We start from the raw sequence: 22,220 nt of genomic DNA on the forward strand, positions 1-22,220 counted from the left end.
AAGACGTTCCGTTCGTCCGCCCGCGAGACGCCGGTCCGTCAATCGTTTACGTCGGTCGACCCTGCGGCGAGTATGCGCGAGGTGACCCACGAGGCCGACGGGCCCTACATTCTGACCCCCGACGACATCGACGAGGAGAAGGGCGACGTGGCGGTCTGTCTGTGCGGGCTCTCGGCCGAGTTCCCGTTCTGTGATGGCTCCCACCGGGCGACCGAGGACGAGGAGCCGGGTGTCCGATACAAGTACGAGGACGACCGCCCGGGCGAGCGTCGGGTGATCGAGGGGTTCGACCTGGCCGAGGATACGACGGGGTGAACGCCGGCGAGCGACCGGTCGTAGGCGGTCGGCCAACGTCTCCCGTCGAGTAGCGTGTAGGTTCGGTGCGGGTACGAAGGCGATCGACTACCCCGAGGGGACCACGGACCGGTCGCCACTCACCGTCTCTAACTTCGACGTCGAACCGGCGACACGGATCGGAAGCTCGTGGTGGAGGGATGCCATCACTGGCGAGGATCCCGTGGAGTCGGTCCGGGGACCGGTCGGGAGATACGACTCACACCACTATCACGACCAGCACGGTCCGTCGAAGGCGGGCTGGGTGCAGCCACGCTCGCCCTCATCCGACCGAACGTCCCCGAGATCGCTCGCAGGATACTGCATGATTAATACATACATCTTTATCATCTCACGAGCCATTTAAATCAACCGAACATATGCCAGAACTGAGTGATCCGATAGACCAGCTTTCCCGAATCGACGAGGTCAACTACCCCGAATTCACCTCGAAACTCATCTCCGACACCTTCGACGCCATCGTCGCGTCGATGATCCGACAGCAGGAGGCGTACGCCGACCTCGTCGAGAAAGTCTCGATGACCCTCGGTGACTTCTCCGCCGAGGCCGTGACGGACACGGACGTCGAGACCTATCTGCGGACCTACTTCCCCGGCGACGAGGACAACGGCACGAGCGTCGGCACCCCGTCGGACCCCGGCGACCTCGATGATGCCGACGCAGCGCGACTCGCGAGCCTCCTCGGGCCCGAGGCCATCGAGACCGGCGTCGAGGGCGACCTGCCCGAGGAAGGTAGCCTCGACGCCGCGGACGTCGAACTGATCTTCCGTCTCGTGCGGAACATGCTGGCCCGTCCGCGTCTGTCGGCGCTGCGCGAACTCGTCTCACAGGGTGTCACCCGAATCGTGGTCGAGGACGGCACCATCGAGACGGAGCTGGAGTTCCGGACCTACGCCAACGTCAACGACGTCACGACGAGCTCGTCCTACCAGCGGAACACGCTGAACGGGGGCGGCGGGCTGAACTTCTCCAGCGGGCTGTTCGGCATCAACCTCGGCGGTAGCGGATCCCGACTCCGCGTGTCGACCGACCGTTCCGGTCGTACCTCCGAGGGTGGGGCCGAGGGCGAGATCAAGGGTCGCGTCGAGATCAACTTCCGCGGCGAGTCACAGCCGTTCGCCCTCCCCGAAGCGGAGGAGCCAGAGCCCGAGGTCGTGGTCACCCCGTGATTCGGGTGACCGGGTAGGGCAAGAGGGTCCCGAACGTGACACTCACCACCCTTATAACCGACCTCGTCGGCGAGACCGCCGACGGCGTCCGCGAGGCGAGCGTCGCCGCCGCGCGACGCCGGGCGTCGCTTCAGGATGGACTGAACGTCGAGCCGAGCGGGATCGAGGTCGAAGAGGCGCTCGCGTCGCTGTTCCCCCCGCTCGCCCGGCCGCCGGTCGACCTCCTCGCGCGGGTCCTCGACCGCGAGGAGCTCGACGAGTACGTCTCGGCGTGGCGTCCCGGCCGGACTTCCGTCCGTCCGGGCGAGGTGTACCTCCACCCCGACCTCGCCGACGTCGAGGAGACGAAACACCGCGTCGCCGAGTTCCCGCCGGTAGAGCGCGAGCTGGGCGTCTCGATCCTGCGTACCGTCGAGCGGGGTGAGGGCGTCGGTCGACTGACCGAGGCGTCGGTCGCGCTGGTGGAACGGACGGTCCGCGACCGTCTCGATGCCGAACGCCGGGTTGCGGCCGCGGCGTTCGCCGACGGCGTTCCGACTCCGGTCGTCGAGACGGCGACCGTCGAGGTGAAGGTGGCGTTCGGCGGCGGCGAGGAACACATCGAGGCCATCCTCCTCGACGGACGCGAGGGGACCGTAGACCCGGGCGTGATCGGAACGCTCACGACCGATCTCCGGTTCGTCTCCCTCCCGTACGGCGACGATCACGACGATAGCGGTAATGGCGACGATCGTGGCGACGACGGGGACCCCGACCCGGACAGGCGGGATCGAATCGAGCGACCCCGCCCCCGCCCGCGCGAACCGCTCGATCCCGGCCGACGGTCGGGCCGACCGCTCCCCGGCAGGCGGGCGGTGACCCGCGTCAGCGAGAGGGAGGGCCCGGAGCGGGACGGACCGGACGAGGACCGGCGATGAGCACGGACGTCAGCCTTGACCGGCTGGTCGAGACCGTCCAGCGCGACCTCCAGCGGGGGATCACGGCGGCCGACGAGCGGAGTGCGGAGCGCGGCGGGGACCAGTTCGTCGTCACGAGCGTCGAACTGGTCGTCCCGTTCGAAGCGACGGTGGAGGCCCCCGACGGCGAGACGAAGTTCCTGCTCGGCGTCGGCGACGGCGAGGGCAGACTCACGCTCCGCTACCGGCCGATCCCGGCCGAGGAACTGGTCCGGGTCGTCGCCGACGTGTCAGAGGCCTCGGACCCGCGGGCGAGTCGGCTCGCCGAACGGGTTCGGGCGCTCACCCCGGAGGCCGCGCGTCGGCTGGTCGACGCTGGACTGGTCGATGCCGACGCGGTCGGTGCCGCCTCGCCCGGGGAGCTGAAACGACTCCTCCGTGGGAGTTCGGTCGACCCCGCTCTGGTCGGAGGGGCGGCCAAACTCGTCGCCTGCGGTGCCGGCCCGGTGACCGCCGAACTCCTGACGAGGGCTGGCGTGACACCCGCATCGCTCGAAAGCGAGGGTCCGGGAGAGGCGTTCGATCGCCTGCGCGAGGCCGTCGAGGGACATCCCGAGAGGGTCCCGACCGACTACCGCGTGGACTACGCCGAACTCGACGACCTCGCGGCGGCGGCGAGCGAGCGCTGAAGGTACCGGAGCGTCAGCCGTCAAGGACGGCGTCGACGTCGGCCAGCGAGTCGATCACGAAGTCGGGTTCGACGTCGCTCTCGCCGAGAGTCCGGTCGTCGGTGACCCCCGTCCTCACGAGGACGGTCGTCATCCCGGCGCGCTCGCCGAACGCGAGGTCCGTGTTCAGCCGGTCGCCGACGACGAGACACTCCTCCAGGGGGACGCCCAGTGCCTCGCGGGCCATCTCGACTGTCTCGGGGGAGGGTTTGCCGAGCACGTGATCGGGTTCCCGTTCGAGGACGCCCGCACACGCGTTGACGATCGCGCCCGACCCGGGGACCATTCGGCCCTCCCCGGCGGGGATCACCACATCGGGGTCCGAGCCGACGAACGCGCCGCCGTCGCCGACCGCGCGGTAGGCGTCGGTCATGTCGTCGTAGTGGAACTCGTGGTCGTAGGAGGCGACGAGCGCGTCGGCTTCGGTGGGATCCTCGGTCACGGTGAGATCGGCCTCGTCGAACTGTTCGAGCAGGCCCGGCGAGCCGACGACGAACAGCACGTCCTCGGCGTGGTGCTCGGCGAGGTAGCGGGTGGTGACGGTGCCCGCGGAGAGCACCTCCCCCTCCTCGACCTCGATACCCATTCGATCGAGGCGCTCGACGTACGCCTCCCGGGACTTCGTGGGGTTGTTCGAGAGGAAGAGCAGCGACAGGCCGCGTTCGCGGAGTCGCTCGATCGCCGCCGGCGCGCCCGGGATGGGATCGCGCCCGCGGTAGACGGTTCCGTCGAGGTCGAGCACCGCACCACGGTACATGAGCGACACGAGGGGCGGCGGTGCGTTGAACCCATCGACGACGACACGGTTTTGTCCCCTCGGCCGACCCGTCGAAACGTGTTCGCCCTCCGGTCTCTTTCCTTCGCCCCGCCGGTGGCCGCGTTCCCGGTGCTGGTCGCCGGCGCCGCCGCCTACGAGTTCGTGGGGCTGTTCGCGGCAGGAGTGCTGATCGCGGCCTACACGCCACGCTGACCGGTGTCGAGCGTTCTGCGGCAGCGGTGGCCCCGAACGTCCCCGCTCGACTGGTGGCTCCCGTCCGTTCCGGGGCGGTCACGACGGGCCGACGGTCCACGACGGATTGGCTGACGACCGGGGCATCCCCGGCCGCGCTACCCGGAGTCTTCGTCGAGGAGGTTCGAGAGGAGCCGGTCGGCGAACGCGAGCGTCAGGAGCGCCCCCAGAACGTCGAAGATGAGGTCCTTGAGGGTGTCCTTCGGGCCGTAGGGGACCAGCAGTGGTTCGAGGCCGACGCGCCGAGAGACGCCGTGGATGGCGTACTCCATGAGCTCCCAGAGGACGCCGAGACAGAGGACGCCACCGATCACGCGCGGCCGGGGGTCCCGTCCGCCGCGCCGGGCGATCACGTGGATCAACCCACCCACGAGCGTCGAGGAGTGGGTGTGGGTGAGGTGGTCCCACCACCACGTGTCGTCGTAGGGGCCGAGCATCCCGACAGCGTGGGTGAGCATCCCGGCGTTGAGGTAGAGGCGCTGCCAGGGGCGGAATTCGACGCCGTAGCGCCACTCGACGACGCCGGGGAGGTAGGTCGCACAGAAGGAGACGACGGCGTTCACGACGGCGCTGGGGTCGCGTCGGCGGATCCCGGAGACCAGGACGCCGAGGATGGCGTACCTGACGGCGCGGCCGGCTTCACCCGAGACAGTCAGTGGCGACTCGCTCGACACGGTTCTCGGCCAGCGGTACGGCGGTGGATGGAAAAACCGTTCCCCTTGCGGCCGTCCCCACCCCGGGCGAACCCCGGGGCCGGAATCGTGCCGGTGCGAAACCCCCTTGCGCCCGGGCGTCGACCAACGCCCATGGAGGTGTTCGTGAACGCGGCGACGAGCGCCGACGGGAAGCTCTCGACCAGGGAGCGCCGGCAGGTCCGCATCAGCGGCGAGGCCGACTTCGCCCGCGTCGACCGGCTCCGGGCCAGCGCCAACGCCATCCTGGTGGGGGTCGGCACCGTCCTGGCCGACGATCCCTCGCTGGTTCGCCACGACCGCGAGTACCGGCGGGCGCTCCGCGAGCGGGGCGAGGTACGCGACGGGTCGCCCGTCCGGGTGGTCGCGGACTCCCGCGCACGCACGCCAACCGACGCCGCGATACTCGAGGGCGAGCCCGGGACCTGGGTGTTCGTGAGCGAGGCCGCCCCGGCCGATAGACGCGAGGCGCTCGCCGCGGCAGGTGCGACGGTCCGTGTCGCCGGGGCGGAGCGGGTCGATCTCGTCTCGCTCTGCGAGACGCTGGCCGACGACGGCACGAACCGGTTGATGGTCGAGGGCGGCGGCGAACTCATCTCCTCGCTGTTCGAGGCCGGGCTGGTCGACCGGCTCTCGGTCTTCGTCGGCCCGACGGTCATCGGGGGTCGAGACGCGCCGACGCTCGTCGACGGCGAGGGGTTCGTCGAGTCGTTCCCGGAGCTACGGCTCGACGGCGTCGAACGGCTGGACGGCGGCGTGCTCCTCGAGTGGACCGTGATCGGCTGAGTGGCCTGCGAGCGTGCCGCTCAGTGGTCGTGGCCGGTGAGTTCGCCGTAGGAGGCCCCGAACCGCTCCTCGAACAGCTCCATCGTGAGCTCCTCTAGGCGTTCGATCTGCGGGTCGACCTCGCCCTGGCCGTGGTGGACCGTCGCGTGGATGCGCTGGGCACAGCCCATCATCGCGAGGTCGCCGACCACCTCCGCGGGGGTCTCGTCGCCCTCCTTCAGCAGGTCGACGAGCTCCGCGGGGAGCGTCACCTCGTCGCTACCTTCCTCGGACTCGACGGTCAGCGTCACCGTGTCGGACGGGTCTGCCATGCGAGAACTCCTCCCCCCGGGGACATGGGTCTGTGGGTTCTGCTCCGGGGCCTGGGTCGGGTCGAGCGATCACCGCAAGAGACGAACGAAGAGGAGAGTGTACCGGAGAGACCTGTCCCGTGAGCGCCCGTGTGGAAGGCTGGGCGGGCCGGAACCGGCGTCTCAGTCGTCGTCGGCCGCCGCGGTGTCGGCCGCCGCGCTCGCGGCCCGCGCCCGGTCGAGGTCGTCGAGGTAGTCGTCGGCGTCGAGGGCGGCCTTGACGCCCATCCCGCCGGCAGTCGCGGCCTGCTGGTAGTGGAAGTCGACGACGTCGCCCGCGCCGAAGATCCCTTCGACGGCGGTCGCGGTCTGGCCCCCGCCGCGGCCGCCCGCGGTCATCAGATATCCCTCCTCGTCCATCTCGACGCCCGTGTCCTCGAGATAGCCGGTGTTGGGCGTGTGGCCGATGGCGAGGAACACCGCACCCACGTCCATGTCGTACGTCTCGGTCTCGGGGTCGTCGAGCTTCTCCGTCGGGTGGCCCGAGTCGTTGGCCGCGAGGGTGACGTGCGAGACCCCGTCCTCGGCGGAGCCGTGGATCTCCAGCAGTTCGGTGTTCCGCAGGATCTCGATCTCGCCCGCCTCGACCTTCTCCATCGTCCGGTCGATCCAGTAGTCCTCGGCGCGGAACTCCTCGCGCCGGTGGGCGACGTAGACCGTGTCGGCGAACTTCGTGAGGAAGTTCGCCTCCTCCATCGCCGCGTCGCCGCCGCCGACCACGAGCATGTCCTCGCCGCGGAAGAACGCGCCGTCGCAGGTCGCACACGTCGAGACGCCGTAGCCCATGAGCTGGTCCTCGCCGGGCACCCCGAGCGTCCGCGCCGAGGCACCCGAAGCGGCGACGAACGCGTCGGTCGTGTAGACCGTCCCGTCGCGGAGTTCGACGCGGAACCGCCGGTCGGGTCCGTCGCCCTCCGGTGTGACGTCGACGACGACGCCGTGGTCGATCTCGGCACCGAACTGCTCGGCCTGCTCCTTCATGTTGTTGATGAGGTCCGGCCCGGAGATGCCCTCGGGGAACCCGGGGTAGTTGGCGACGTCGGTCGTCAGCGTGAGCTGTCCGCCCGGTTCGACCCCTTCGAGAACCAGCGGCGCGTTGTTCGAGCGGCCGGCGTAGATGGCCGCACTCAGCCCGGCGATACCCGTCCCGGCGACGATCATCCGGCGGTGTTCGGCGTCCTCGGTCATACGAGGGAGTAGTCGGGGGCCGGACATTACGCTTGTGCTGTTCCCGCGAACGACTGCACGACCGGTTCGGTAGCACGGGTCACAGGACGTCGGGCAGACGGCGAAGGCGGTACGCTGATGCCGGGCGACTCCGAGGGGCGCGACATGGACGCTCACATCTCCCGTTCGACCGTCGGCGGTCGGACCCGGGCCCCGCCGTCGAAGAGCTACACCCACCGGGCGATACTCGCCGCCGGATACGCCGACGGGGCTCTCGTCCGCGACCCGCTCGACAGCGCCGACACCCGCGCGACGATACGTGCCGTCGAACTGTACGGCGGCGAGGTGACCGAACGCGACGGTGACTTCGAGGTCGAGGGTTTCGACGGCCGGCCCGAGGTCCCCGCGGACGTCCTCGACTGTGCGAACAGCGGGACGACGATGCGACTCACGACGGCGACGGCGGCGCTCGCCGACGGGTTGACCGTCCTCACCGGCGACGGCTCGCTCCGATCCCGGCCACAGGGGCCGCTCCTCGACGCCATCGAGCAGTTGGGCGGACGCGCGGACTCCACGCGGGGCAACGGCCAGGCACCGCTGGTCGTCGGCGGCCACGTCGATGGAGGCCGGGCGTCGATCCCCGGCGACGTCTCCTCGCAGTTCGTCACGGCGCTCCTGATGGCCGGTGCCGTTACCGAGGAGGGTATCACCGTCGAACTGGAGACCGAACTCAAGTCCGCACCGTACGTCCATATCACCGTCGAACTTCTGGAGGACTTCGGCGTCGACGCCCACGAGACCGACGGGGGCTACCGCGTCGACGGTGGGCAGTCCTACGGGCCGACGGACGGCGAGTACCGCGTCCCCGGTGACTTCTCGTCGATGTCGTACCTGTTCGCGGCGGGCGCGCTCGCCGCCGAGGACGAGCTCGTCGTCGACGGGGCGGTCCCGAGCGCCCAGGGAGACAGCGCTATCGTCGGTATCGTCGACGAGATGGGTGCCACCGTGGACTGGGACCAGGAGAACGGCGTCGCCACGGTCGGGAGGGGCGACCTCTCGGGGGTGACGGTGGGCGTCGCCGACACGCCCGACCTCCTCCCGACGATCGCGTCGCTCGGCGCGGCCGCCGACGGGACGACGCGGATCACCGACTGCGAGCACGTCCGGTACAAGGAGACCGATCGGGTGAGCGCGATGGCCGAGGAGCTCGGGGAGATGGGTGCCACCGTCGAGGAGTTCGAGGACGAACTCGTGATCCACGGCGGGGAGACGACGCTCACCGGGGCGGAGGTCGACGGGCGCGGCGATCACCGCATCGTGATGGCGCTCGCCGTCGCCGGACTCGTCGCCGAGGGGACGACCACGATCGAGGGTGGGGAGCACGTCGACGTCTCCTTCCCCGGGTTCTTCGACGTGCTCTCGGAGCTCGGAGCCGACGTGGCGACGTTCGAGTAGCCGCCGAGACCGGAGCGTACGACGTTCGCGGGCTGCTTCCGGAGTCGATCGCGGCTGTGGGACTCGCGTGAGGCGGGGCTGACACGGCGACACTCCGCGGGCGCGAGGAGGGCGTGTCGCGCTCGGGATCCCGCGTTCCCGTCCGGGTGCTGTCGCCCGCGGACCTCCTCGCGGCGGCGCTCAGGTCACGCCTCGGGGTGGTCCCGTCACCGCACTTGAACGCTCGGAGTGTGGCTATCCGGAGTCGAGACCGGCGGCCCGCGAACCTGCAACGTCTAAATGCCCGCCTCCCTCACGGAGTGGTAATGAACGGCAACGAGTTCGGCCGGCTCTTCCGGGTGACGACCTACGGGGAGAGCCACGGGCCGGCGATGGGCTGTACCGTCTCGGGAGTCCCGGCGGGCGTCGAACTGGACGAGGACGACGTGCAGGTCGAACTCGACAGACGGAAGCCCGGCCAGTCGATGATCACCACCTCTCGGGGAGAGCCCGACGAGGTCGTCATCAACTCGGGCGTCCAGGACGGCTACACGACCGGTACTCCAGTCGGGATGGTCATCCAGAACAAGGACGCCCGATCGGGCAAGTACGAACCGTTCGTCACTGCCCCTCGGCCCTCCCACGGTGACTACACCTACTCGGCGAAGTTCGGGACGCGAAACTGGGGCGGCGGTGGGCGCTCGTCGGCCCGCGAGACGGTCAACTGGGTGGCCGCGGGCGCGGTCGCCAAGCAGGTCCTCGACCAGTCCGAGTACGACGTGCAGGTGAAAGCGCACGTCAACCAGATCGGCGACATCGAGGCACCGGAGGTTAGCTTCGAGGAGATGCTCGAACACACCGAGGAGAACGAGGTCCGCTGTGCGCATCCCGAGACGGCGAAACGGATGCGCGAGCGCATCGACGAGTACCAGGAGGCGGGCGACTCGATCGGGGGCTCGATCTACTTCGAGGCTCGCGGCGTTCCGCGAGGACTGGGTGCCCCACGGTTCGACTCGTTCGCCTCGCGGCTGGGTGCGGGGCTGATGGCCATCCCCGCGACGACGGCGTTCGAGTACGGCCTCGGGCGCGAGGCCCGCGAGGTCGCGGGTATCGACCGCAACGAGGACTGGACGTTCGACGAGGGCGATCGCCCCGACGTGGCGAGCGAGGAGGGCGACCCGGTCCCCGTCGGCAACGACCACGGTGGCCTCCAGGGGGGGATCACGACCGGGGAGCCGATATACGGCGAGGTGACCTGGCACGCACCCACGTCCATCCCGAAGGAGCAGGAGACGGTCGACTGGGAAACGGGCGAACGAAAGCGAATCCAGGTCGTCGGGCGACACGACCCGGTCCTCCCCCCGAGGGCGGTGCCGGTGGTCGAGGCGATGCTCAACCTCACCGTTCTGGACTTCATGCTCCTCGGGGGTCGCATCAACCCCGACCGTCTCGACGGCCGACCCGGCGAGTACGACACCGACTACCACCCGAGTTCGCCGCGGAACGATCCCGATGACGCGGCGACCCGGGCGGAGCCGGCCGAGCCGGACGAGGAATAGACGTCGGGTCGCCTTCGCTGTCGCGGTCACCCGGCGGCACGGTATCGGGTGGCATCCTCTGTAGTCGCGATCGGGCGTCCTCGCTCACGGACGAGGGGAACGCCCTCGTCCGCCGTGTGCTATCGGTTCCGAACGCGACCCTATTCGCGGCGCTGCGCCACGACGGCGCAGAACGGGTCCCGGCCCGGTACCTCGCGGATCGTCTCTGGCGGATCGAACACACTCGTCGAGTCCAGGTACCGGCTCACCAGGTCGGCTCGGTCGTCCATCTCCCGATCGCGCCAGGCCCGCACCGCCTTCCCCGGGAACATCCGGTTCGAGAACGAGACCACACAGACGCCACCGGGCCGGAGCACGCGGGCTACCTCGGCGAACACTCGTCCCGGGTACTGGAGGTACTGGACCGACACCGCGCAGGTGACAGCGTCGAACGATTCGTCGGAGAAATCGAGTTCCGAGTCCACGTTGAGATCCTGGACGAACCACTCGTCGTATCGCTCGTTCGTCGCGAGCTCCTCGGCGTTCAGGCCGTGGCCGACCACGCGACCGAACTCGACGTCGGGGAGGTGAGAGATCCACGACCCCATCAGGTCGAGCACGTCGTCGCCCGGGCCGAGTCGGTCGGCGTAGAGCCGCGCGAGCCGGTCGCGGAACCCCTCGTCGACGTGGTGGACGAACCGCGGCTGGTCGTAGAACCGCGCGTCGTCGTCGGAGTCGAGTCGCTGACGCCCGGCGTCGGAGAGCACGTCCCTCATCGGACGTGCGTAGGAACCGGCCCCGGTTAGCTCGCTCGTCGGCGGGCCCGCTTGCCGAGAACGTGCGGATGCACGCTCGTCACCGAGCCTCGGGTCGACTCAGTCGTCCTGGCGGACCAGCTCGTAGACCGCCCCCCGTAGCGAGACCCGGAGGGTCCCCCTCGAGGGGAGAAGCTGGTCGGCGATGGCGTCCCGGGTGTGCAGTTCGACGATCTCGGTGGTCGGGCCGAACACCGAGATCGTGTTCCGGAGGATCGGGTCGTGCATGACCTGCTCGGCGACGACCGTCCGGTCGGCCGGTTCGCCGGTTCGCGTCGCCGTGACGACGGCGTCGAACAGGCCGCCGTCGGGATCGAGCCACCCGACCGGGCGGGCCGTGTCCTCCCCGTCCACCCGCAGCTCCGGCGAGGGCGAGAGTTCGAGTTCGGGGGCCTCGACGTCGACGAGCGCGGCGTGCCGTCGGGGGGTGTCAGATCGGTACATCCCGAACCGGAGCGCGTATCGACCGCCGCCGAGGTGACCCACTGGGATGACGTCGTCGGGGTCGGTCGGACCGTCGTGGCGGAGTACGAACCGCCTCTGGAGGGTCGCCCCCGGCGGAAGGTGTCCTCCGGGATCCGGGAGCTGGTCCGGGACGACCGGGTACCACGTTCCTTCGTGAAGCTTCAGGAGTTCGTACGCGAGAGGGTTGCCGACCAGCGTGGTCGACGAGTGGTTGAACAGCGCGGCGTCCAGGGTCTCCGCGCCATCCGAGAGCGACACCTGCTCGGTCGAGGGATGGAGATAGACGGCCGTGTTCCGGTCAGCGTGGTGGAACCACTCGGTCGCCCCGTCGCCCGGGAGTTCCGGAACGTCGGCCCCGGCGAACCGGGAGGCGTCCGCGGGGCCGGGAGCGTCGGTCCGCCAGACGCCCAGCGTGAACGTCCAGCCGAACCGCGTCTCGAACGCGTAGGTCCCGACCGGGAGGGCCGGACCCTCGGGACCGGCGACGAGGACGTACCCGAGCGACCCCAACTCGCCGGGGTCGATGGAGAGATCACGTTCGCGGCCCGTCCGGCGGCGGCCGCGCCAGTAGCCGTCGAACCAGAACCGGTCGCGCTCGTTACCGTCGCCGACCCCTCCGTCGGGCGGGCGGACCGGGAGGAGGAACGCCCGGGCGTCGCCGCGCGGCGTGACGATTCGTCCCGGAACGGGGACGTGAGGGATCGAGACGGTGCTCTCACCGGTGTTCGCCAGTTCGAGTACCAGTCGCGCCGGTCCGTCGGCCGTCCCCGGGCGGACGAACCGCCCGCCCCCGACGAGCGAAGAAACGTCCGTCGGCCGGGGGTGGAAGGCCACGGTCAGCCCGGTCGGCGAGAGCGTCGTCGTCGCCGTCCGCTCGTACCAGGGCGCGTCGAGCGACCGAGCGGCGGCCGAGTTCGAGCCGGCGACCCGCCGGTCGCGCGGCGTCGGCGTCGACTCCGGGAGCGGCGCGGCGGTGACCGTCGGCTCGCTCCCCGCGCGCTCGCCGTCGGAAGCCGAACAGCCGGCCAGTCCGACCGCTCCGAGGAGGCCGAGGTACCCCCGCCTGGTCACCCGGGACCCGGACCGTCCGTCCATCGTCCTGTCGAGGGGTTCCGAGCACTAATACTGTCGGGCGTAACGTCCCGCAGGTGGTCACCACCCCGGGGTAGCGAACTTGTCTCGCAGTTCCGTCCGATGGCGTGAACCTGTGGGTGGTCGGGGATCCCACCTCGTGGCGAGGGAGTCTGCATGCAGTAGCCCTTTCCGTCCTTCGCGGGTAGGCCAGGGCATGCCTGCCGACCCCAAGGAGGTGACGGACTCGGATGCCGGGGCGGTGTCCGACGACGAGGGGGAGGGCAGGCAGACCGACGAGGAGGACATCTTGCGGGTCCAGCTAGAGGAGGGGCTCTCGGAACTCAACCGGCCGAGCAGCGGCCTGTTCATATCGGCGCTGTCGGCCGGGCTCGACATCGGATTCGGCCCGCTTTTGATGGCCGTCGTACTCACCACGGCCGGGTTCTCGTTCTCCTCGCCCGTCGTGGGGGAGCTCCTGATGGCGAACGCGTACGCGCTGGGGTTCGTGTTCGTGGTCATGGGACGGTCCGAACTGTTCACCGAGCACACGACGCTCGCGGTGCTGCCGGTACTCGACCGCCAGGCATCGCTCGCACAGCTCGGCCGACTGTGGGGACTGGTCTACGCGGGCAACGTCGTCGGAAGCGCGATGTTCGCGGGGATCATCGTCCTGATCGCTCCGGCACTCGACATAGCCGAACCGCGGGCGTTCGTCGAGATCGCCGAGGGATTCACCGCGTATCGGTGGCCGGTCATCGTCGCCGCCGGCGTGCTGGCCGGGTGGCTGATGGGACTGCTCTCGTGGCTGGTCGCGGCCGCTCAGGAGTCCGTCTCACGGCTCCTGTTCGTCTGGTTGATCGCCACCGCGATCGGGTTCGCACACCTCCCGCACAGCATCGCCGGAACGGTCGAGGTGCTCGCCGGCGTGCTCGTCTCGCCGGAACTCACCTACGTGGACTTCCTCCGGTTCCTCGGCGCGGCCACCGTCGGAAACGCACTCGGGGGATCTGTCTTCGTTTCGCTGCTGAAGTACAGCCACGTCGTCCGGAGCGGCCCGCGTCCCGACTGACCACGAACGGCTCCGTACCGGTCGTCTTCGGGGGTCGTCCGCCCGGAGTCACCAGTAGGGGGTCGAGAGCCAACCGCCCGCCCGGGCCCCGCGCACGGCCCCGGCCGCGACCGCGGCGACGACCAGTATCAGCACCACCACCGACGCGACGGCGAACTCCCCGAGGAGCGGTCCGACGACGAGCGTCACGAGCGCGCCGAGTGCGGTGAGCACGACCAGCAGCGCCGCCAGCCAGCCCGCGACCGTCGAGATCATACTCGCTGGTCCCGCCGGGGGAATATAAAACTCAAGACGCTCGCCGACGGAGTGCCGGTATGACCACGGTCGCGGTCCTGTCCGATCCGCCCCGTCCCGGCCTCGTCCACGAGCGCCTCGTCGAGACGACCCCCCTCACGGCCGAGGAGGCGGCGGGCCTCTACGAGGCGGGATTCCGTGACGTCTGTCGAGCGGTGGCGACGAGCGGCGGCGATCTGCTGGTGAACTACCGACCCGACGACGCGCTCGACGGGGAGGGCGACAGCGAGGCCGAACTGCGCGAGTCCCTGGAAGCGGTCGCCGAGGTGGACGCCGAGGAGGTTCGTTTCGAGGTGCAGGTCGGGGAGACGTTCGCCGGCCGCGCGGGCAACACCGCGAGCCACCTCCTCTCCGAGGAGGGCGTCGCCAGCGTCGCCATCACCGAGCCGACGGCGGTCCTGCTGACACGCCAGGGGATCGACGAGACGGCGATGAAGCTCCGCCGGCGGGACGTCGTCCTGGGGCCCGCACCCGGTGGGCGGGTCTACTACGCCGGGTTCCGCGAGCCCATCGACTTCGAGAACGCGTACGTGCCGCCCGCGATGGAGACCCTGACACGACGGGGGGCCGACGCCGACCTCGACGTCGACTACGTCGGGATGGCACCCGTCCTGGAGACGGCGTCGGACCTCGCCGACCTGCTCGTCCTCGTGCGGGCCCGCCGTGCGGCCGGGCGGAACGTCCCGCTCCACACCGCCGACGCGCTCGCGGCGCTCGACCTCCGGGTGGCCCCCGAGGACGGTGTGCTCCGGGTCGATCGCGGCCGCTGAAGATCACTCGGTCACGGAGCCGGCACGTCACAGCGGCGAGCTACAGGAGCCGGGCTCCCTCGTTCGAGATCCTGGTACCCTCGGGGAACACGTCCTCGACGTCGACCGCGAACACCGTCTCGCCGAACAGGGCCATTCCGGCGGCCCCGCCCGCGTCCTCGACGCACTCGATCTCCCGCTCGACGAACGGCGTCGCGATACCGGTCTCCCGGAGGAACGACCGCGAGCGCTCGGCCAGCGACCGGAGCGACGGGTCGGCCGCGAAACGCTCTATCTCGTCGAAGCCGACCCGGTTCGCCGTCCGCACGAACTGCTCGTCGGCCAGCATCTCGCTCGTGGCGATCCCCCCGTCGGTGACGTACTCGACCCGCACGTCGAGTTCGAGCCGCTCCACCCCGCCGCCGGTGTTCCAGAGCAACCCTCCCAGGTTCTGGATGATCACGTCGCTGTACCCGGTTCCGGCGGCGATCTCGGCCTCCTGTGAGGCGTCGAGGAGCGCCTCGCGTTCCCACCCGAGGTCGAACTCGGCGTTCGCCGCGAGCGCGGCCGCGAGCGTCGCCGCGCCGCTCGCGCCGAACCCGTGACCCAGGGGTACCTCCGGGCGGACGTCGACCGCCGCCGTCACACCGAGCGCCGCGAGCACCCGCTCGACCGGCTCGAACGGTGCCGGCTCACCCTCGACAGTCACCCTGGTCTCCGGGGCCGGTACGACCTCGACGACTACCCCGTCCTCGGTAGCGAAGCTCGCTCCGCCCGAGGGGTCGCCCTCCTCGGCCGGCGGCGCGAACAGCCCGGTGACGCTCCCCGGTGCGTGAGCCCTCATCGATCCCTCCTGGGGGCGGAAGGACCTAAGTCCGACGGACGAGGGCGCGCCGACCGCAATCACTTTGCCCCGCCCGGGGGTAGGCTACGGCGTGGTGGGATGGCAGAGCGGCCCATTGCGCCGGTCTTGAAAACCGGTAGCCGAGAGGCTTCCTGGGTTCGAATCCCAGTCCCACCGCATTTCCCGTGAACTACGCGGCCAGCGTCGGCCGGCCGCACTACGTGAACGGGTGGATCGGACGACTGGATTCGAGCCCTGCCGGTCGCGCGCAGCGAACGAAGTGAGTGAGTACGTCCGGCTCCGGTTCGAATCCCAGCCCCACCGTACTCGGTTCGCGAACGACGCGGTCGGCCGGAGCCGACCGCACTACGCGAGCGAGCGATCCGGAACGGACTGGGTTCGAATCCTGCGAGTCGCAGCGGCCGAGCGAAGCGAGGTCGACCGTCTCGCTCCGGTTCGAATCCCAGTCCCACCGTTCTCCGAGGAACAGACGTGACGAGCGAACGGTAAACACTGGTGATTCGAGCCCTGTGTGGCGAGCATAGCGAGTCATACTCCGGTTCGAATCCCAGTCCCACCGTTCTGCGACGAGCGAGGCGATGACTCCCTTCGATCGGCTCGATGCCGAACGGTGAGCGAAGCGGTCGGTCGGCAGCGTGGAGAGCAGTACCCCACGGCGGAGCCACGGGACGTCGAGCGTCAGCTTTTTCGACGAACGGACCGACTGATCGGTCGTCCGTGCCCTCCGACAGCCCCCGTGAACGCCAGGTCCTCCTCGGCATCGTGGCCGTCGCCCTGGTCACCCTCCTCTACAGCGTCCTGATCGCCCAGCAGATACTCGCCTGGTTCGGTATCGCCATCCCACTCGTGTTCCTCTACCTCCTGTGGCGGCTCGTCCGGGCCCACGAGCGGGTCGCGGACGCGCTGGAGGAGTAAGTGCGACCGCTCAGAGCCGCCCGTGCGGCGATCGGGCTTCGGCCTCGTCCCGAACGTCCTGGTAGAGGTCACAGAGGACGTGAACGTAGAGGACGACCGCCGAGACGACGGCGAAGTACGGGAGGAAGGGGTAGAGGACGGCGACGAGGAGCCCGCCGAGGACGACGTGGCTGAGCAGTCGCTGGATCTTCGTCACGTCCTTGCCCTCCTCGAAGATGTCCTCCTGGTCGAGGAACGCCCGTCGGGGGTTCCGGATCACGCCGATCAGCGCGTCCCACCGCCCGGTGTTGAGCCGGGCGACGAGGAAGTGATCGAAGTCGACACCGACGCCCAGGACGGCGGCGTAGCCGACCGTCGCGACGGCCAGAGGGAGCGTCATTCCGGCGAGGACGGCGACGGCCACCCCCACCAGAACGGAGATGAGGAAGTGCTGCTTCGAGTACATCCGGTAGTCGGGTCGGCTTCTCGGTCGGGGGTGTTGGGCCTTCCGACCCGCTCGCCGCCCGTGCGGAGAGCGGAACGCCTTTGCTCGCGGGCTCCGACCCCGGGGTATGAGCGCGAGCGACTGGCCGCACGACCCCGACGGCGAGGAGGGCAGCGAGGGGATGCGCAAGTACGGACAGGCCGTGCTGGCGAAGAAGCTCGACGAGGAGGGGGACTTCCCGCTCTCGAAGGCCGACTTCCTCGACGCGCACGGCGACGAGCCGGTCCGGCTCGACCACGAGACCGTCGTGAGCGTCGCGGACGTGTTCGAGCACGTCCCGGAGGACGAGTTCGAGGACATCGAGGCGTTCCACCAGGCCGTCGGCCGGGGGATGCGCCGCGGGGACATGTGGTTCGTCGACCCCGAGACCTTCCCCGGGTAGCCGGGCGAGGGTTCGCGGATCCGCGTCTCCGCCTCCGAACGGTGGATACGGCTCCCCGGGAACACCCCGACTGAACGAACGTTTAAACCGCGTCGGCTCGATACCCCTGCGGTCCGGTCATGGAGGACGAGGTCACCCGGGTCGAGGCGGTCAGCTACCTCGAGGGGGCGTCCGGTCACGCCGTCTTCAGTACCCTGTTCCTCGTCGCCGCGGGGCTACTGCTGTATCTGGGGATCTGGGGTGGCGGGGTGGTGGCGGTCGTGATCGCGTTCGGCGTCGCGCTGAACGGGTTCTCGATATACGTCTGGGACCGGTTGCGCGACCTCCTCCGGCCGGTGGTCGAATCCGACGGCGATCGGAGGGATCGGACCCTCACGCCGTACCGACCCTCGCCGGAGATGCGGGTCGAACTGCTGTCGGGCCTGCTCATGGTCGGAGGGTTCGCCGTGGTCCTCGGCCTCGGGATCCTGTCGATCGATCTGTTCGGCCCGCGGACCGTGGTCTACCTGGGGGTCAGTGCGCTGGGTGTCGGCAACGTCGGTGCCCTGGGCTGGAAGTACTACACCTCGTCCTGTCGATAGATCGGGAGCGACAGTCGCACACCACCGTCGAGCGCTGCCGGGCCGACACCGCCGTCTCCGGCCGTCGCTGGACGGCTCCGGGAACCGACGGGACGGACGACGCTTTTTGTCCCCCCGCGTCGGGGCTCCGGTATGGCCGATCCGACGAACGAGGCCGACCTCGACTGGCGGGAGTACGACGAGGGTGACGCCCGGTTCAGGCGCAAGCAGCTCGCCGAGCCCGCGGACGGCGAGAAGCTCGGTGCGAGCCTCTACGAACTCCCGCCGGGTGAGCGCGCCTGGCCCTACCACTACCACACCGCCAACGAGGAGGCGATGTACGTCCTCGCGGGGGCCGGTCGCGTGCGAGGCCCCGACGGGGAGACGCCGATCTCGGCGGGGACGTACCTCGGCTTTCCCGCGAGCGAGGAGGGCGGTCACCGCGTAGTGAACGACGGGGACGCCCCGCTGCGGTATCTGATGATCTCGACGATGATCGAGCCGGACGTGACCGTCTACCCCGATTCGGGGAAGTTCGGCGTCTACGCGGGTGCACCTCCCGGGTCGTCGGACGAGCGAACGGTTTCGGGGTACTACCGGCTGGCTGACGACGTCGACTACTGGGAAGGAGGGGTCGGAGAGGACGGCCAGGAAGGGGACAGAGAGGAGTGAGAACGAGCGTGCGACGAGCGGCGAGCCGGACGGACGTTCACTCGGAGAACGGCTCGGGCGGGTCGCTCCCGACGACGCCCTCGATCCGATCCCGGAGGAGGTCGACGGCCGTCTCGTTCGCCCCTTCGGGGATGATGAGATCGGCTTCGGCCTTCGTGGGTCGGACGAACTGCTCGTGCATCGGCTTGACCGTCGAGAGGTACTGGTCGATGACCCCTTCGAGGTCCCGGCCGCGTTCGACGACGTCCCGGCGGATACGCCGGAGGATGCGGACGTCGGCGTCGGTCTCGACGTAGAGCCGGAGGTCGAACATCCCGCCGAGGCCGTCGTCGTGCAGCGCGAGTATCCCCTCGACGATGACGACCTCACCCGGTTCGACGCGGACGGTCTCCTCGGTGCGGTTGTGGACGGAAAAGTCGTACTGTGGCATCTCGACAGCCCGCCCCTCACAGAGCGCGGAGACCTGCTCGCGGACGAGCGGCCAGTCGAACGCGTCGGGGTGGTCGTAGTTCACCTCGCGGCGCTCCTCGAAGGGGGTGCCCGAACGCTCCCGGTAGTAGTTGTCGAGCGGGACGAGCGAGACGGAGTCGATCCCCTCGGTGATCCGCCGCGCGATGGTGGTCTTGCCCGCGCCGGTCCCGCCGCCGATGGCCACGACGAGCGAGGGGACGGTCATCACGCGTCCCATCCGGGCGAGGGTGTATGAACCACCCGGATTTCGGTCGGGACCGGCCGACGGGAGCGGCCGCCGCCCGGTCAGGCGTCCGCATCACGAATCCGTGAACGATAACGCGTATAACCAACCCCCCCGCACCCACGATTGTGACGAACACGCAGGTCACTCTGGTCCAGATCGACAACTACGGGCCCTGGACGGTCACCCCCGAGCCCCGGCGCGAGGTCGACCTCCAGACGCTCCAGTCACGACTCTACGCCGACCTCTCGCAGCTGGTCGGCAACCGCGAGGGGTACGTCTTCTTCTCGCGGTTCGACAACATGGTCGCGGTGACCAACGGTCTCGACGTCGACGCCCACTCGCTCATCCAGGAGTCGGTCGGCAACCGGTATCCGGTTTCGGTGTCGCTGTCCATCGCCGTCGACCCGTCCCCGGCAGTGGCGCTGGGCCGAGCGACCGACCGGCTCCAGGACGCCGGCAGCGCACAGGACGAGGGGCGCACGGAGATCCTCCGCGGCGATCCGCTCCCGGAGGCCGACCGAGGCGCCGAGGACGTCCAGATCGCGCACTTCGACGTGAACGACGCCACCGGCAAGTACACCGATCGGCTCAACGAGTTCGACACGTTCATCCAGATCGAACAGGGGTACGCCGAACTGATGCGGTACATGCGCCGGGCGCACGACTCGCTCGCGTTCTTCGTCGGCGGGGACAACGTCATCGCGGTCTGCTCGGACGTGACCGAGGACGAGTACGCCGACGCGTGCGAGCACGTCCACGACGCCGTCGGGGTCGACCTGAAGGTCGGCGTCGGCCGGGCCCGGACCGCCCAGTCGGCGGGCATCGGGGCGAAACACGCCCTCGAGACCTGTCGACACGAGGGAACGACGGTCGAGTTCCGGGACTGAGCGCGATCCGTGCCATTAGTTATCGTCACACATAAGATTGCCGGAGGTAGCTTTTAGCCGGTCAGCGGTCAACGCCGGGCTATGGACACCGAACTCACCGTCAGGGACGTGATGGACCGTGAGTTCGTCGGCGTGAGCGAGTCCGACGACGTGCGTTCCGTCGCCGAACTGCTGCTGGAGGAGGGTGCCGAGTGTGCGGTGGTGCTCCGCGGACAGGAGCCCGTCGGCCTGTTGACCGAGCGGGACGTCCTCGGCGTGGTCAGCGAAGGGCGGGACCCCGAGACGGTCCAGGTGGGCGACGTCGTGCGGAGTTCGGCCCCGACGGTCGACCCGGACGACGGCGTCGACATCGCCGTCGACGCCATGACCTCCCGGGGGAGCCGGCGACTGCTCGTGATTGAGGAGGGGCCCGTCGGGCTGGTGACCGAGCACGACCTGCTCTCGGCGACGACCATCGAGCGGTACAGGGAGCCACCGGGGGGCGATCCGGCGGTGAACGGGGACGCCCCCGGCGACGACCGCGCGGCGACGACGGACCGGGCCGTCTCCGACCAGAGCATCTGTCAGGGATGTGGGGCGCTCTCCCGTGATCTCCTCGAGACCGACGGTCAACCCCTCTGTCCGGACTGTCGGGACGTCTGACGCACGGCGTAAATCATCGAGTAACTTATAACCGTTCACAGTAAAAGAGCGGTTGGTATGACACCACAAAGAAACGTTTCGCGTCGGACGTGGCTCAAGACCGCCGGCGTGGCGGGTATCGCGGCGCTCGCCGGCTGTACCGGCGGCGACGGCGGTGACGGTGGCGACGGCGGCGATGGCGGCGACGGTGGGTCGGAGTCGACCCCCACCGAGACGATGGGCGGCAGTCCGGAGCCGACCGAGACGATGGGTGGCGAGACGGAGACCCCCGGGGAGACGACGGGCAGCGGTGGCGGGAGTGGCAGCCCCGACGTCCTCGTGGTCATCGGCTATCCGCAGGACGGCATCCAGCTGTTCCGCGACTACTACAGCCAGAGCGACGGCTCCGAGCAGATCCTCATCCCGGACGGGCTGCGGGACCCCGCGCTCCCGGGACAGGTCGGTAACGACATGGCGAACGTCACGGGGACGGCCCCGGCGGCCGGCGGTCCGAACCAGCAGGCGTTCGCCGACCAGTTCCAGGAGGAGTACGGCAACGCGCCCGGCGTGTTCACCTCCCAGTCGTACGACTCGGCCGCCATCGGCATCCTGGCGAACGCGGCCGCGGGCGAGAACAACGGATCCGCCGTCCGCGACCAGATGCGCCGGATTGCCAACCCCGGCGGGATGGAGGTCGGCCCGCAGAACCTCGTCGAGGGCGTCGAGGCGGCGGCCAACGGCGAGGACGTCAACTACCAGGGCGCGTCCTCGGCGACGAACTTCGACCAGAACGGCGACCCGGCCTCCGCGGCGTACGCCATCTGGGAGTTCCTCGGTGCCGACGAGCAGGGAACCGAGACCCAGGAGGTCCAGAACTTCGAGGGGCAGAACCCCGACGGTGAAGGTCCCTCCGCGGACAGCGGCCCCGGCGGGCTCGGGCGCACGGTCTCGGTCGGTATCCTCCTCCCGGAGACGGGCAACCTCGCCTCGACCGGCCAGCCGATGATCCAGGCCGCCCAGCTCCCGGCGACGCTCGTCAACGACTCCGACGTCGACCTGGAGGTCGACGCACAGACCGAGGACACGCAGACCGACCCGAGCGCCGGTGTCGCGGCCGCGAACTCGCTGGTCAACGCCGGCGTGCCGTTCGTCTGCGGGACCGCCTCCTCGGGCGTGAACGTCCCCGTCTCCCAGCAGGCGTTCATCCCGAACCAGGTCGTCGGCTGCTCGCCGTCCTCGACGGCGCTGTCGGTGACCAACCTCGAGGACGACGACTACATCTTCCGGACCGCACCCTCCGACCGCCTGCAGGGTCGCGTGATGGCCCAGGTCGCCTCCGAGCGTCTCGAGGGCTCGAGCGCCGCGACGCTGTACGTCAACAACGACTACGGCCAGCAGCTCTCCGAGCGCTTCGCGGGCGTCTTCCAGGACTCCTTCGACGGCGAGGTGTTCGCACAGATCGCCTACAACCAGAACGAGTCCTCCTACACGTCGGTCGTGCAGGAAGCGCTCTCGTCGGGTAACTGAGTCGGTTCGGAGTTCGGGTCG

At 69.6% G+C, this 22,220-nt stretch carries 27 protein-coding genes and 1 tRNA gene; 18 read left to right on the forward strand and 10 right to left on the reverse strand.

The window, feature by feature from the left end:
• The first annotated feature begins 72 nt into the window (after nucleotides 1-72).
• From WDJ58_RS15170 to WDJ58_RS15185, 4 genes are all read left to right on the forward strand, one after another.
• Complete coding sequence (locus WDJ58_RS15170; RefSeq protein WP_338914111.1) at nucleotides 73-315, forward strand: CDGSH iron-sulfur domain-containing protein; 243 nt, start codon at nucleotides 73-75, stop codon at nucleotides 313-315.
• Nucleotides 316-713: 398 nt separating this feature from the next.
• A complete protein-coding gene (locus WDJ58_RS15175) occupies nucleotides 714-1,523 on the forward strand; it encodes a hypothetical protein (protein WP_338914112.1) in 810 nt (269 codons plus the stop codon).
• A gap of 35 nt (nucleotides 1,524-1,558) precedes the next feature.
• On the forward strand, nucleotides 1,559-2,440 hold the full coding sequence (locus tag WDJ58_RS15180) for a hypothetical protein (protein ID WP_338914113.1): 882 nt from the start codon (nucleotides 1,559-1,561) through the stop codon (nucleotides 2,438-2,440).
• Nucleotides 2,437-3,108, forward strand: coding sequence for a hypothetical protein (locus WDJ58_RS15185; protein ID WP_338914114.1), 672 nt, complete (start codon nucleotides 2,437-2,439; stop codon nucleotides 3,106-3,108). The genes WDJ58_RS15180 and WDJ58_RS15185 overlap by 4 nt, the downstream gene beginning before the upstream one ends.
• Nucleotides 3,109-3,121: 13 nt before the next feature.
• Here WDJ58_RS15185 and WDJ58_RS15190 read toward each other — a convergent pair whose 3' ends face one another.
• Nucleotides 3,122-3,904 (reverse strand): HAD-IIA family hydrolase, encoded by a 783-nt coding sequence (locus WDJ58_RS15190; protein ID WP_338914115.1) that lies wholly within the window; start codon nucleotides 3,902-3,904, stop codon nucleotides 3,122-3,124.
• A 78-nt stretch (nucleotides 3,905-3,982) separates the two neighbouring features.
• Here WDJ58_RS15190 and WDJ58_RS15195 point away from each other — a divergent pair, with 78 nt between their 5' ends.
• On the forward strand, nucleotides 3,983-4,117 hold the full coding sequence (locus WDJ58_RS15195; protein ID WP_338914116.1) for a hypothetical protein: 135 nt from the start codon (nucleotides 3,983-3,985) through the stop codon (nucleotides 4,115-4,117).
• Between the two features lie 137 nt (nucleotides 4,118-4,254).
• On the opposite strand, the gene WDJ58_RS15200 is transcribed toward WDJ58_RS15195, so the two are convergent.
• Nucleotides 4,255-4,830, reverse strand: a complete 576-nt coding sequence (locus WDJ58_RS15200) for a hypothetical protein (RefSeq protein WP_338914117.1) — start codon at nucleotides 4,828-4,830, stop codon at nucleotides 4,255-4,257.
• Between the two features lie 132 nt (nucleotides 4,831-4,962).
• On the opposite strand from WDJ58_RS15200, the gene WDJ58_RS15205 reads away from it, so the two are divergent.
• Nucleotides 4,963-5,634, forward strand: coding sequence for a 2,5-diamino-6-(ribosylamino)-4(3H)-pyrimidinone 5'-phosphate reductase (locus tag WDJ58_RS15205; RefSeq protein WP_338914118.1), 672 nt, complete (start codon nucleotides 4,963-4,965; stop codon nucleotides 5,632-5,634).
• Nucleotides 5,635-5,654: 20 nt separating this feature from the next.
• On the opposite strand, the gene WDJ58_RS15210 is transcribed toward WDJ58_RS15205, so the two are convergent.
• Nucleotides 5,655-5,945, reverse strand: coding sequence for a DUF7545 family protein (locus WDJ58_RS15210; RefSeq protein ID WP_338914120.1), 291 nt, complete (start codon nucleotides 5,943-5,945; stop codon nucleotides 5,655-5,657).
• Nucleotides 5,946-6,107: 162 nt separating this feature from the next.
• A complete protein-coding gene (locus tag WDJ58_RS15215; RefSeq protein WP_338914121.1) occupies nucleotides 6,108-7,172 on the reverse strand; it encodes an NAD(P)/FAD-dependent oxidoreductase in 1,065 nt (354 codons plus the stop codon).
• A 144-nt stretch (nucleotides 7,173-7,316) separates the two neighbouring features.
• Between WDJ58_RS15215 and aroA the strand changes: the two genes are divergently transcribed.
• Together aroA and aroC are read left to right on the forward strand one after the other, a co-directional pair.
• Nucleotides 7,317-8,606, forward strand: coding sequence for a 3-phosphoshikimate 1-carboxyvinyltransferase (gene aroA, locus WDJ58_RS15220; protein WP_338917864.1), 1,290 nt, complete (start codon nucleotides 7,317-7,319; stop codon nucleotides 8,604-8,606).
• 305 nt (nucleotides 8,607-8,911) lie between these two features.
• Nucleotides 8,912-10,144 carry a chorismate synthase gene (gene aroC / locus WDJ58_RS15225; RefSeq protein WP_338914122.1) on the forward strand — a complete coding sequence of 411 codons (1,233 nt, stop codon included), beginning with the start codon at nucleotides 8,912-8,914 and terminating at the stop codon, nucleotides 10,142-10,144.
• Between the two features lie 140 nt (nucleotides 10,145-10,284).
• Here the strand turns inward: aroC and WDJ58_RS15230 are convergent, their stop codons facing one another.
• Together WDJ58_RS15230 and WDJ58_RS15235 are read right to left on the reverse strand one after the other, a co-directional pair.
• A complete protein-coding gene (locus tag WDJ58_RS15230) occupies nucleotides 10,285-10,899 on the reverse strand; it encodes a class I SAM-dependent methyltransferase (protein ID WP_338914123.1) in 615 nt (204 codons plus the stop codon).
• A gap of 99 nt (nucleotides 10,900-10,998) precedes the next feature.
• Nucleotides 10,999-12,498, reverse strand: coding sequence for a hypothetical protein (locus tag WDJ58_RS15235; protein WP_338914124.1), 1,500 nt, complete (start codon nucleotides 12,496-12,498; stop codon nucleotides 10,999-11,001).
• A 193-nt stretch (nucleotides 12,499-12,691) separates the two neighbouring features.
• Between WDJ58_RS15235 and WDJ58_RS15240 the strand changes: the two genes are divergently transcribed.
• The gene (locus WDJ58_RS15240; RefSeq protein WP_338914125.1) at nucleotides 12,692-13,546 is read left to right on the forward strand and encodes a formate/nitrite transporter family protein; all 855 of its coding nucleotides are present in this window, start codon (nucleotides 12,692-12,694) and stop codon (nucleotides 13,544-13,546) included.
• A gap of 48 nt (nucleotides 13,547-13,594) precedes the next feature.
• Here WDJ58_RS15240 and WDJ58_RS15245 read toward each other — a convergent pair whose 3' ends face one another.
• A complete protein-coding gene (locus WDJ58_RS15245) occupies nucleotides 13,595-13,801 on the reverse strand; it encodes a hypothetical protein (protein ID WP_338914126.1) in 207 nt (68 codons plus the stop codon).
• Between the two features lie 59 nt (nucleotides 13,802-13,860).
• Between WDJ58_RS15245 and WDJ58_RS15250 the strand changes: the two genes are divergently transcribed.
• A complete protein-coding gene (locus WDJ58_RS15250; RefSeq protein WP_338914128.1) occupies nucleotides 13,861-14,610 on the forward strand; it encodes a hypothetical protein in 750 nt (249 codons plus the stop codon).
• A 40-nt stretch (nucleotides 14,611-14,650) separates the two neighbouring features.
• Here WDJ58_RS15250 and WDJ58_RS15255 read toward each other — a convergent pair whose 3' ends face one another.
• The gene (locus WDJ58_RS15255; RefSeq protein WP_338914129.1) at nucleotides 14,651-15,433 is read right to left on the reverse strand and encodes a GHMP kinase; all 783 of its coding nucleotides are present in this window, start codon (nucleotides 15,431-15,433) and stop codon (nucleotides 14,651-14,653) included.
• Nucleotides 15,434-15,526: 93 nt separating this feature from the next.
• On the opposite strand from WDJ58_RS15255, the gene WDJ58_RS15260 reads away from it, so the two are divergent.
• Nucleotides 15,527-15,610, forward strand: a tRNA-Ser gene (locus tag WDJ58_RS15260).
• A gap of 561 nt (nucleotides 15,611-16,171) precedes the next feature.
• The gene (locus WDJ58_RS15265; protein WP_338914130.1) at nucleotides 16,172-16,369 is read left to right on the forward strand and encodes a hypothetical protein; all 198 of its coding nucleotides are present in this window, start codon (nucleotides 16,172-16,174) and stop codon (nucleotides 16,367-16,369) included.
• Nucleotides 16,370-16,379: 10 nt separating this feature from the next.
• Here the strand turns inward: WDJ58_RS15265 and WDJ58_RS15270 are convergent, their stop codons facing one another.
• Nucleotides 16,380-16,814: a hypothetical protein gene (locus WDJ58_RS15270; protein WP_338914131.1), complete on the reverse strand. Its 435-nt coding sequence runs from the start codon at nucleotides 16,812-16,814 to the stop codon at nucleotides 16,380-16,382.
• Between the two features lie 106 nt (nucleotides 16,815-16,920).
• Here WDJ58_RS15270 and WDJ58_RS15275 point away from each other — a divergent pair, with 106 nt between their 5' ends.
• The 3 genes from WDJ58_RS15275 (at nucleotide 16,921) to WDJ58_RS15285 (ending at nucleotide 18,467) form a co-directional block, all read left to right on the forward strand.
• Entirely contained in the window at nucleotides 16,921-17,235 is a 315-nt protein-coding gene (locus tag WDJ58_RS15275; protein ID WP_338914132.1) for a DUF5785 family protein, read from the forward strand.
• 119 nt (nucleotides 17,236-17,354) lie between these two features.
• The gene (locus WDJ58_RS15280; protein WP_338914133.1) at nucleotides 17,355-17,816 is read left to right on the forward strand and encodes a hypothetical protein; all 462 of its coding nucleotides are present in this window, start codon (nucleotides 17,355-17,357) and stop codon (nucleotides 17,814-17,816) included.
• Between the two features lie 132 nt (nucleotides 17,817-17,948).
• Nucleotides 17,949-18,467, forward strand: a complete 519-nt coding sequence (locus tag WDJ58_RS15285) for a cupin domain-containing protein (RefSeq protein WP_338914134.1) — start codon at nucleotides 17,949-17,951, stop codon at nucleotides 18,465-18,467.
• A gap of 37 nt (nucleotides 18,468-18,504) precedes the next feature.
• On the opposite strand, the gene udk is transcribed toward WDJ58_RS15285, so the two are convergent.
• Entirely contained in the window at nucleotides 18,505-19,143 is a 639-nt protein-coding gene (gene udk / locus WDJ58_RS15290) for a uridine kinase (RefSeq protein WP_338914135.1), read from the reverse strand.
• Nucleotides 19,144-19,289: 146 nt separating this feature from the next.
• Here udk and WDJ58_RS15295 point away from each other — a divergent pair, with 146 nt between their 5' ends.
• From WDJ58_RS15295 to WDJ58_RS15305, 3 genes are all read left to right on the forward strand, one after another.
• The gene (locus WDJ58_RS15295) at nucleotides 19,290-20,051 is read left to right on the forward strand and encodes a GTP cyclohydrolase III (RefSeq protein WP_338914136.1); all 762 of its coding nucleotides are present in this window, start codon (nucleotides 19,290-19,292) and stop codon (nucleotides 20,049-20,051) included.
• 81 nt (nucleotides 20,052-20,132) lie between these two features.
• Nucleotides 20,133-20,693 (forward strand): cyclic nucleotide-binding/CBS domain-containing protein, encoded by a 561-nt coding sequence (locus tag WDJ58_RS15300; protein WP_338914137.1) that lies wholly within the window; start codon nucleotides 20,133-20,135, stop codon nucleotides 20,691-20,693.
• A 246-nt stretch (nucleotides 20,694-20,939) separates the two neighbouring features.
• Nucleotides 20,940-22,199: an ABC transporter substrate-binding protein gene (locus WDJ58_RS15305; protein ID WP_380661623.1), complete on the forward strand. Its 1,260-nt coding sequence runs from the start codon at nucleotides 20,940-20,942 to the stop codon at nucleotides 22,197-22,199.
• Nucleotides 22,200-22,220 lie beyond the last annotated feature (21 nt).

This window comes from Salinirubellus litoreus (genome assembly GCF_037335815.1).
GTDB classification, from domain to species: domain Archaea; phylum Halobacteriota; class Halobacteria; order Halobacteriales; family Haloarculaceae; genus Salinirubellus; species Salinirubellus litoreus.